This is a genomic window from Methanospirillum hungatei (assembly GCF_020216685.1).
GTDB classification, from domain to species: domain Archaea; phylum Halobacteriota; class Methanomicrobia; order Methanomicrobiales; family Methanospirillaceae; genus Methanospirillum; species Methanospirillum hungatei_B.
Genome location: NZ_JAIWNS010000037.1, coordinates 1 through 10,000, shown reverse-complemented (window position 1 = coordinate 10,000; position 10,000 = coordinate 1). Strand labels below are relative to the sequence as shown.

10 protein-coding genes are annotated in these 10,000 nt (G+C 46.8%); 6 read left to right on the top strand and 4 right to left on the bottom strand.

What is annotated here, in order from left to right; translation table 11 throughout:
- Both LDL35_RS02145 and LDL35_RS02140 read left to right on the top strand, forming a co-directional pair.
- A partial coding sequence (locus LDL35_RS02145) for a tetratricopeptide repeat protein (protein WP_304019034.1) occupies positions 1-1,449 on the top strand: 1,449 nt, incomplete at its 5' end.
- 5 nt (positions 1,450-1,454) lie between these two features.
- The gene (locus tag LDL35_RS02140) at positions 1,455-1,580 is read left to right on the top strand and encodes a hypothetical protein (RefSeq protein ID WP_304019032.1); all 126 of its coding nucleotides are present in this window, start codon (positions 1,455-1,457) and stop codon (positions 1,578-1,580) included.
- A 2-nt stretch (positions 1,581-1,582) separates the two neighbouring features.
- Here the strand turns inward: LDL35_RS02140 and LDL35_RS02135 are convergent, their stop codons facing one another.
- A complete protein-coding gene (locus LDL35_RS02135; protein WP_304019030.1) occupies positions 1,583-1,900 on the bottom strand; it encodes a helix-turn-helix domain-containing protein in 318 nt (105 codons plus the stop codon).
- 160 nt (positions 1,901-2,060) lie between these two features.
- Between LDL35_RS02135 and LDL35_RS02130 the strand changes: the two genes are divergently transcribed.
- From LDL35_RS02130 to LDL35_RS02115, 4 genes are all read left to right on the top strand, one after another.
- Positions 2,061-3,203: an asparaginase gene (locus LDL35_RS02130; protein WP_304019029.1), complete on the top strand. Its 1,143-nt coding sequence runs from the start codon at positions 2,061-2,063 to the stop codon at positions 3,201-3,203.
- A 514-nt stretch (positions 3,204-3,717) separates the two neighbouring features.
- Complete coding sequence (locus LDL35_RS02125) at positions 3,718-4,026, top strand: CocE/NonD family hydrolase (protein WP_304019026.1); 309 nt, start codon at positions 3,718-3,720, stop codon at positions 4,024-4,026.
- A 75-nt stretch (positions 4,027-4,101) separates the two neighbouring features.
- Positions 4,102-4,824: a hypothetical protein gene (locus LDL35_RS02120; protein ID WP_304019024.1), complete on the top strand. Its 723-nt coding sequence runs from the start codon at positions 4,102-4,104 to the stop codon at positions 4,822-4,824.
- Positions 4,825-4,943: 119 nt separating this feature from the next.
- A complete protein-coding gene (locus LDL35_RS02115) occupies positions 4,944-6,248 on the top strand; it encodes an AAA family ATPase (protein WP_304019022.1) in 1,305 nt (434 codons plus the stop codon).
- Between the two features lie 170 nt (positions 6,249-6,418).
- Here the strand turns inward: LDL35_RS02115 and LDL35_RS02110 are convergent, their stop codons facing one another.
- The 3 genes from LDL35_RS02110 to LDL35_RS02100 form a co-directional block, all read right to left on the bottom strand.
- Positions 6,419-7,378, bottom strand: a complete 960-nt coding sequence (locus LDL35_RS02110) for an ADP-ribosylglycohydrolase family protein (RefSeq protein WP_304019020.1) — start codon at positions 7,376-7,378, stop codon at positions 6,419-6,421.
- Positions 7,339-8,655, bottom strand: a complete 1,317-nt coding sequence (locus LDL35_RS02105) for a hypothetical protein (protein ID WP_304019018.1) — start codon at positions 8,653-8,655, stop codon at positions 7,339-7,341. Before LDL35_RS02105 ends, LDL35_RS02110 begins: the two co-directional genes overlap by 40 nt.
- Positions 8,652-10,000, bottom strand: a 1,349-nt coding sequence (locus LDL35_RS02100) for an AAA family ATPase (protein ID WP_304019016.1), incomplete at its 5' end; no start/stop codon positions are given. The genes LDL35_RS02100 and LDL35_RS02105, both read right to left, overlap by 4 nt.

Genomic DNA, 10,000 nt, shown 5'->3' with positions numbered 1-10,000 from the left:
AGCTCACGAAAGGATGCATTGTCATCTGACTGCACTCTGCTTGAAGCGTTTATCAGCTGCCTTATCAGGTCTGGTGAATATCGCGATGCAGCCCTTACTGCTGTCCGGATCATGCAGATGAATCCCGGTCGTCCGATGGATTATTGCCTGTGTGCCCTGGCATGTCATCTTGAGGGGAGTTTTCATACCGCTCTCTATGCGATGCGGGAGAACTTTCGAATCTGCGGGTCTTCGAAGAAAAGCCTTTTGATGTATGGTCGGTTATTGCTCCTGGCTACTGAAGCACAAGAAGCCGCTCTTCTCTTCTCTGAATGTAAGAATTCCCTTCCAAACACGGTAGAGGTCAGATATCTGCATACCGCAGCCCGGATTCTCTCAGGGAGCGATCAGCAGAGTGAATCGGTTTCGGAGTATGCTGCCCGGTTCTTCCAGGCGGAGAAAGGAGAGCTTCGGGCATATATCGGGGACTACCGTCAGGCGGCCAGGATGCTTGCAGAGGAGATTCGCCAGGATCCTGATGATTCATCGTTGCGGACTGCCTTTGCCAGAGTGTTATTTGAACTGGAACAGTATGGAGAGGGGCTTTCCCAGCTCTCTCTTGCAGCCGGCCGGTATGGGTACGATAAAGAAGTGCAGGAGCTGCTCGATGAAGGGCTGAAGATGCTTCGGATGCAGGGTCCGCTTGAGGATCTGAAAACGATAAGCAGTACTCCGGAGAGGTACGCAGAACTGCTCCACGAACGGGCAGTCAGTCTGAAACGATATGGGGTGGTCAGGCTTGCTGCAATTGTCTGTATGACGCTCATCAATATAGAGTCAGATTCTCCTGTCGTCTCCCGGTTCCAGGCAGATGCATATCACATGCTTGGCGATCTGGAAGAGAACGAAGAGCGATATGAACAGGCGATTGTGGTATATGACCAGCTTCTCCAAAACGATCCTGACAACCCTGCTCTTCTTGCTGAGAAGGGCCTGGTTCTTGATAATCTCCACCGGTTTGATGAGGCTGAGCAGGTTCTCCTCCGAGCCCTTGAACTGGATCCTTCATCCGGTGTTGCCCATTCTGCACTCTGCTGGTGTTTATCCAACAGGGGACGTCATGAAGAGGCTCTTGTGCATGGGAATCAGGCAGTTATACTCATGCCTCATGAATGGGGAGCCTGGAATAACCGTGGCCTGTCAAGACTTGGTCTGCGTGATTTCGAGGGGGCGGTATCTGATTTCAGGCAGGCAGTCAGGTGTCAGCCCGGAGAGGTTATTGCACGGAGAAATCTCTGCGATGCCCTAGCTGCCCTTGATGATGCCGATGCCTATGAGGAGTATGACCAGATCATCGTCAGGTTTGGGAAACGGGCATTTCCTGAAGAGGAAGAAGAGATGCCAGCAGAACCCAGGGTGCCAGGGAGACCACTCAAAACCCCGGTCGGGTATATGGACGGGTATTGGTGATGGGAATGGATATATTCGGATACTGGCTTCATCAGTCACTTGGGTTACATCTGAATGAGGAAGAGGAGCAAAAGAAGAGAAAAAAGAAGGAACAGGAGGAGCGGGAGCGGTTCTGGCCAGACCGGGAATAAGCCTACCCTTCTTCCCTTCTCTGTTCTCCGCTTCTTTTCCGGGTGTATCTCTGAAAAAGAAACTCCTGAAGATCCGCTTCTGTTACCCGGTATGACTTCCCAATTTTTATCGCGAAGAGTTCTCCTTTCCTGATAAGATCCCTGATGACTTCAGGTTCGATGTCCAGGATCTCTGCAACGGTGTCGGTCCTGAAAAACTTCCCCTTCTCAAGTTCGAAGTTCTTTCTGAATTCACGTTCCTTTGCAAGGTCCAGAATGTAGGGTGCCTTTTTCGCTTCGGTGTATCTGGCAGCGGATTCAGGATTTTTCCGGGGAGGCATGGGGATGTTCTCTATATAGTGTTGATTGAAGGGTATATTTGAATGTATGTGAATGTGGTTCTATGTATGGAGTATTTGTGGATGATGCGAAATCTTCAGGAGATGTAAATGAAGATGGTCCCCGATATTTTTAAATCAACACCTTCCCATATGACAGAGTATGAGCCATTCGTATTGCAATCCTTTGAAACACAGAAGTCATGAACAGGTCTTGGTATCCGTTCATCAGCGTCAGGATCAGGGATTGGACGTATTGTGGAAGATGGTGATCGTACTTCTCACCTGTGTCCTGATTTCTCTTCCGATCTCTGCTGACAGCACCGGATCTACCCTGCCGAATATTTACATCCTGGGAACGGGGGGAACCATCGCCGGGACTGGTTCCAGCGAGACCGATCTGACCGATTACACTGCCGGTGTGCTGGATATCGATTCGCTGATAGCATCAGTCCCGGAATTACCCCTGTATGCAAATCTGACCGGGGAACAGATCTGTGATATTGACAGTTCACAAATGACCCCGGAGATCTGGCTGAATCTCTCCCGTCGCATCAATGAGTTGGTCCAGGATCCTGCCATTGATGGAGTTGTGGTTACACATGGAACCGATACGATGGAAGAGACGGCATATTTCCTCAACCTGGTGGTGAAGAGTGAAAAACCGGTAGTCATGACGGGATCAATGCGGCCATCAACCGCACTTTCCGCTGACGGGCCGCTCAACCTCCTGGATGCCGTTATCCTTGCCGGTTCGCCGGAGGCATTGGGGAAGGGAGTCCTGATCCTCCTGAATAGCCAGATCAATGGGGCACGTGAGACGACCAAGACCAACACTGAGATGGTTGGGACCTTCAGGTCACCTGACTTTGGCCTGTTTGGGTACATGGATGGAACAACTCCGAGATTGTACCGCCAGAGCCTGAAGAATCACACCACAGCATCAGAATTTGACGTGAGCGGACTATCGCATCTTCCCCGTGTGGATATTGTGTATCTGTACCCCGGAATGGATCAGACGGCAATAGATGCATTCATTGCCCATAAAACGGAAGGTTTCGTCATTGCATCACTAGGAAATGGTGGAATGCCTGATAGTGTCCATTCAGCACTCCTAAAAGCCGTGGACAAAGGGATACCGGTTGTTGTATCCTCACGGACCGGAACCGGTGTATGCACCACTGAGGAGAGCAGATTTATCTCTGCAGATTCATTAAATCCACAGAAAGCACGGGTATTACTTATGCTGGCCCTGACACAGACACAGGATCCGGAAGAGATAGCCCGGATGTTCAGGATATATTGATGTGTGTGGTCTTTTTGAATATCTTTCAAAAAAAGGATATATGGGGAGGGCCTAAATATTCATTGAGTAAATCTCCGCCTGGAACTGGAACAATCCATGACGGTGTGCAGGTGTGCCTATGTGTGCACGAGGTGTTCACCGGAAAAAGGAACACCTGCAAACCTCACCATGGGTTGTTTTCAATAATCAAATCCTTTTACTCGCAGGGCTTGTACGGTGTGCCAAATCTTGGGAGATCACGTAACAGGCAGATGACGGATCTGTGAGTGTATATGTGAAAAAAAATTATGCACACCGTACACAAACACTCTTTTTAAGACTCTATTATCTCTTAAATTTAAAAAAAATGCCTGATGTACCTGTGCCTTATATTATGCACACCCTTGGAACAGGGAGGGCACATCATCACACCCTTCGGGGAGAGGGGCCGTGTCGGGTTTCATTACCTTTATGCTCTCAAGGAACCTTTTAGAGATGACGCTTCCGGATATTTCTCATATCTCCTCCCCGGTATATGAGTCCGGTCCTGTTTGAGATGGATCCGTGTCGTATGGATGATGTCTCATACCTCGAGGATTACTATGTCGGGATGTATTTTGCAAAGCGGGGGTATGTGGTCGCCATGGTAGATGTCCGGTGGACGGGGAGAAGCGATGGGGTAGTTCCTGACCGTGAATATTCAGAGCAGGAACTCTCAGACGGGGTTGAGATAATCGACCTCCTCGCCGGGAAGGAATGGTCGAGTGGAAATGGGGGGATGTCCGGGATGTCATGGAGCGGGTTTAATGCACTGATGATCGCCGGAAGAAAACCACCTGCATGAAAGGCAATCCTGATCGCCCATGCATCTGATGATCTCTTCTACCAGGATGTCCACTCCGTTGACGGGACGTTTCACATGGATATCTGGGAGTCGATGATTGATACCCTGAATGCGATTCCAAATCCTGAAACATATGAGATATCAGAGGAGTTCTTTGCTGACCGGATATCCCGCCTGGACCGGAGACCTCTTACCCCCGGCACTCCGGAAATCATCTCCGGTGAGATTCACTTCACTACCTGGCGGTTCAATCCTGGCCATAAAGTCCGGGTATCTGTGAGCAATGCACAGTTCCCCATGGTCTGGCCCACACCATACCTACGTTTTACGACCCTCTATCCCGGACCAGATACCCGGGTTTCCTTACCTATCGTTATTGAAAATACCCTGACCGATGTCTGTTCCCTTCCTCTGCTAGCCGAAGTGGAGGAAACCCCTGACTTGGTAAGTCTTGGTGGGGTGGATGTGGATCTCCCGGTCTCCTATGATCCGGATACCGGTGAAACGACCTATACGGCAAATAGTGATCAGGAATGGAGTGTGGGTGATATCCTGTACCATTCAGTGCAGCAGAATATCTGGAAGGTGAGGGATTCTGATCCTGCTCATGCACAGTACCAGGCTGATGTGACCGATGAGATAACCCTGTCTGACCGGTTACTTCAGGTTCAGGGGGGATATACGCTTGATTCAGATGAAGAGTCATTCAATCTGACGGTTATCAGGAGGATATCTGAAAATGGTGAGGTGATCAGGGAGAAGATGTGGAACGAAACGATCCCACGGGATTTACAGTAATCCTGTACCCCCTTTTTAGGATGGGTATCGGGCGGGATATCTTTCTATCCACGTTTTGATTTACATAAAAAGAGATATGCTCATAGAGGAGTAAGATAATATCATTATACCAGGACTGTATGGAACAGAAATTTCGCATCGGGACAGATGATTTCAAAGAATTAATTGATGAAAAAGGCTATTTTATAGATAAGACTCTTCTCATACGTGAAATAATTGATGGGAATAAAGTTACCCTTATCCCCCGTCCCCGCCGGTTTGGCAAAACCCTGAATATGACAATGCTCCGATATTTCTTTGAAAAGTCTGAAGAGAGCAGGGCGTATCTCTTTGAGGGCTGTGCTATCGCTGATTATCCTGAATATATGCAGCATCAAGGGCAATATCCAGTAATTTATATTAGTTTAAAGGATCTCAAACGGGATTCATATGTTTACTTTATCAAGGCAACGAAAGCGGAGATTGGAAGGCTATACAGAGAATTTTTACCCATAAGTCTATCTTTACCTGAAGCAAGCAGGGCCCGGTATCTTCGTATTTGTCGGGAAGAATCACCAGATGATGAACTTTATAACAGTCTGAAAGAACTCATCTCCCACTGTTACCATTTTTACAAAAAACCGGTCATCGTACTTATCGATGAATACGACACTCCCATGATTGAAGCATTCTCCAACGGTTATTATGATGAAATGGCCGGATTCATGCGTTCATGGCTTGGTGCTGGTTTAAAACCGGAGCGGGGTCAGGTCCTGTATCGTGCGGTTGTAACGGGAATTCTCCGGATTGCAAATGAGTCCATCTTTTCAGATTTAAACAATCTTGATGTGGCAAGCCCGCTTATGGTCGGTCCGTATGCGGATAAATTCGGATTTACCAGTTATGAGATAGATCTCATCCTGACCGCATTTCATGTAGAAGATCATGCAGATATTATTCGTGACTGGTATAACGGGTATTCATTCGGCGGTCACACTATCTATAATCCCTGGTCGCTGATCAGTTATATCCAGGCTATTCCAAATCCCCCTGGTCCGAAATGGCTGAACACCTCGTCAAATGCTCTGGTGTACGAGGAACTTTCAGCAGGGGGAATGGAGATCAAGCGGGATATGGAGTTGTTACTTTCAGGGAAGGAGCTGAGATATCCGCTCTCTGAAACGATTACGTTCAGTGATATCGGTAAAAACCCGGTTAATATCTGGAGTTTATTGTATTATTCCGGCTATCTGAAGGCAGAGGATCCGCGTTTTGCAGAATATGATCCCAATCTTCTGACCTATGCTCTCTCCATCCCGAACCGGGAGATTTTTCTTGCATACCGGCAGTTTGTCAATCATATGTTTGATGCCGGTTCACTGAGCGCCGGTATAAAGGATTTTGTCTCCTATTTTCTAGAAAAAAAAGGCTCCTTTTGTTCTTGAGCAGACCCTTCAGGACCTGACACTTGGTCTTGTCAGTATGTATGATATTGCACGACTTCCGGAGGCAGTGTTTCATGCCTTTGTTCTTGGCCTTCTTGCAAACCTTCGATTTGCAATTCCTCATTCGGCAAAAGTATGAATTACTGTTTTTCTATCAATTCCGTTCCTCATTACACCAACTCTATCGCATGAATGAGATCCCTTACCTTTTCTGATATGAGTTCTTCTTTTGCTAGGTTTCTGCACCACTCATCCGGTATGCCATCAATTCCATAATATGCTCCTGCGAGTTGCCCACAAATGGCCCCCGTAGTATCAGTATCGCCACCCAGGTTCACTGCAAGGAGGACAGATTCACGATAGTCCCTTCCTTTTGCAAAGGCCCAGAGGGCTGCCTCAAGGGATTTGACCACATACCCGGATCCTGCAATCTCCGGCGGTTCCTTTGTAAGGAAGGATCCCATGGCTACCTCAGCAATTTCCGGGACGAGCGAACGTTCATCCCAATAATCAGGAATGGGGGCATACAGTGGCGACAGGAGTTTTTCCTTTGATATTCCCTGCAATGCTCCGACAATAAGTCCGGCAAAATATCTGCATGCATCCACTGCAGCCGGATGGTTATGGGTACCCTTACTGCTCTCTCCTGCGAAATAGATTGCTTTGTGTGGTTCTTTATGAAAGAAGAGAGGAACCGGGGCAATCCGCATAAGTGAACCATTCCCGGCCGAATGGTCGTCGATCTCACGGCTTTGATAGTCCCCGGTCGCAAAAAAATGATGCAGGGCAGATCTGGTCGTAGTCCCGATATCGAAGCAGTGCCCGGTTGCACTCAAATGCCCTTCCTGATACCACCGTACAAACCGCTGCATCTGATCATTGATATCACACCCGTTGCATTCAACCAGGCTTTCGATCAGACAGAGGGCCAGGGATGTGTCATCGGTCCATGTGCCGGCAGGAAGGTTGAATGGTCCTCCGGTACGAAAACCGGTCACTGGTGTGAATGAGCCGGGTGGGGAGAACTCGATGGGTGCTCCCAGGGCATCACCGATGGCTAATCCGTAGATTGATCCATATATACGACGGGTCAGTTCGCTGGTATCTGGGTTATATGAGGTTGAGGGCATAATTCTTCAAAGTAATGAGCGAGTTGATCAATAAACATATTCAGGTCTTTCATAAGATCCATCGATACTGTCACAGACCGGATAAGCAGAGGGATCTGTCGGTCATGATCATAGATAATTTTCCAGTTTAAATATCTGGAGTCCCCGTCATCCGGATAGAGGAGCATAATTGAATCTGCATTTGTTTTCGCACCATATGCATACACCTGATATATGTCATTCTGGCTGACATTATCATATTTTTTTGCGTCGGAGAGTAATTTGTATTTAGTATCAATAACCGCAGATGAATTATTATAAAAGAGAACAATATCCGGTTTTAATCTGAATAATCCCCTATCGTTATGATCGTGTGCAAGATGTCCGGCAGGATACTGAGTCTTGCATCGTACCCCTTTTGGAAGAATGTGCGGGTGATGAGTAATTATCCCGACAATGAACGACTCAAACACTTTCTCCATGGGGACCATAAGCGAGAAGGTTTCAGTATTGGATGCCTGGAGAGCGATAGTCGTATGGGAAAGATAAAATTCACAGAATTTTATAAATGGTGCAAATTTTCGATTCAACCTGTTAAGTTGAATAGATCTGACTTCATGGAGATTGACCGGAGTGTAATCAACTGGCTCTACTATTTGAAGTATTTTCCGAAGTAGTGATGCAGTTTCATAATTCCGAGTCTGCCTGAGCATGAGTGTTGTACAGTACTTAAGTGTCCTGTTAATGAGCGTATCCTGGGAGAATGTGTGATATTGGCAAGGTATTATATGAAGTCGGGCTGGGTTCCAGTATTCCCGTGTGAGAATTCTTTCCTGAACATATCGAAGAGAATCCCGCTCGGTGAGATATTCTCTTGATTGTGTATGTGAAAGAAGAGCAAGGAGATGAACGGCAAACAAGTGAATGAATAGTTCAAGCAGGTCCCAATCCTCTTCTGCAAGTGTTGCCATTCCCACCGGCGAAAGAGGGACAAGGGTATATGAGAGCATTACGGCAAGATTCCTGGCAATGACTGCCTGATGCTCAACATATCGTTCCTTAAAGAGTTTTGGAAAGACCTGAAGAGTGAATCCGTCTATCCGGATGACGCCGACCTGTTGTTTAAACTTGATTTTGTCACGGGTGATAATGAAGTACTTCTGGTCTTTGTCGATTGTATCCAGGGTATTAAGAAATGAGGGAGTAAAGAAAAAAACTCCCTTGTTAAACAAGTTTCTTGTGCTCATGACGTACGGGTATCGCTCCCATTCGAAGACGGTTGCAACCGAATTATTCATTCTGCATCTGTATTAAGGATATTCGAGAGAGCGTCCAGAAACTCGTTCTCATCTTTTTCCGGATGAATGATGAGTGAATGTGTATTATATTCAACAAATCCATCCCCTATTACTGCATGAAGCCTGGTTGGAGCATCATAGAAGTATTCCTGAAGGAGAGGTAAAATTTCATCATACCAGATGGACCAGAGTTCGGATACTGCGTCGTCGCGTGAATTGCACTCCTTCAGCCGCATGAGGTAACTATGGCCGATCTGGTGGTCACGGTCAAATTCTTTAGATATTCTGGCATTGATCTCTTCAAGAATATCGATTGCAAGGGTGAAGATCTTATGAGTATCAAGACTATCATGAGTGAGATATTCACGAAGGGCTGCGTGATCCGGGAGCATCTCGATGAATCCAAATCTTCTTCGAAGCGCTACATCAACGAGAGCAATAGATTTATCAGCGGTATTCATAGTCCCGATAATGAACAGGTTTGGGGGTATAGCGAACCTAGTTCGTGAATAGGGAAGGGTAACCGGTAATTGATTGGGGGCGGCAGCTCGTTTATCCCGTTCAAGGAGTGTGATAAGTTCACCAAAAATCCGGGATATATCACCCCGGTTAATCTCATCTATCATGAGAAAATGAGGTATTTCAGCTGAACTAGAATTAATTAGGCCTTTTTCTTCTTCAGTCAGGTTTGGAATGTCACTTTCAGAATTCCATGTTTTCTCAATTCCTACATAGTGGAGGAGGGAATTAAAAGCCATCCTGCATATCGTCTTGAAGACTCCTTCTTTCACCTGATACACTATAGTCCCATCAGAGCTGACTGATGGCATGATTCCTTCAATAAATTCTTCGTAACAAATTGATGGATGGAACGTAATCGAATGAAATGGGATACTATTCGAGGTTGCATCTTGTTCTTCGATTCCCAGTTCCGAGGGTGTAATCCCCTGCATGGAGAGGATACGCAATCCTTCCTCAGTACTCACTGGAAAGAGTGTTCCACGGGCACCCATCCGTATGGGTACTGATTCTGCAAGTATTCCATCCGATTTCAAAGTCTTCCAATCAGGACCTTCGACTTTTCGAAGCCCTTTGATATATACCTGAGGTATGCCCTCAGCCGAATAGGTCTTTCGAGTGCAGGTTGCTATCCCGGTAAAACGTTTATATTGTGCTCCTGATTCATAGCAAAAAACAATATCTGACTCCTCAATATCAGAAAATGCCTGTCGCATGTTTCCTGACCAGAGATCAACCTCTTGCTCTCTCCATAAGTTTTCCGGATCCCATTGGTTTGGGTTGATTGTAAACCAATAGAATCTCCGGTTTATCTCGGTTTTCGGTG

Coding starts and splice junctions, on each gene's coding strand:
- LDL35_RS02130 (WP_304019029.1), top strand. CDS start 2,061: ATGAGCCATTCGTATTGCAATCCTTTGAAACACAGAAGTCATGAACAG.
- LDL35_RS02125 (WP_304019026.1), top strand. CDS start 3,718: ATGAGTCCGGTCCTGTTTGAGATGGATCCGTGTCGTATGGATGATGTC.
- LDL35_RS02140 (WP_304019032.1), top strand. CDS start 1,455: ATGGATATATTCGGATACTGGCTTCATCAGTCACTTGGGTTACATCTG.
- LDL35_RS02110 (WP_304019020.1), bottom strand. CDS start 7,378: ATGCCCTCAACCTCATATAACCCAGATACCAGCGAACTGACCCGTCGT.
- LDL35_RS02135 (WP_304019030.1), bottom strand. CDS start 1,900: ATGCCTCCCCGGAAAAATCCTGAATCCGCTGCCAGATACACCGAAGCG.
- LDL35_RS02105 (WP_304019018.1), bottom strand. CDS start 8,655: ATGAATAATTCGGTTGCAACCGTCTTCGAATGGGAGCGATACCCGTAC.
- LDL35_RS02115 (WP_304019022.1), top strand. CDS start 4,944: ATGGAACAGAAATTTCGCATCGGGACAGATGATTTCAAAGAATTAATT.
- LDL35_RS02120 (WP_304019024.1), top strand. CDS start 4,102: ATGGATATCTGGGAGTCGATGATTGATACCCTGAATGCGATTCCAAAT.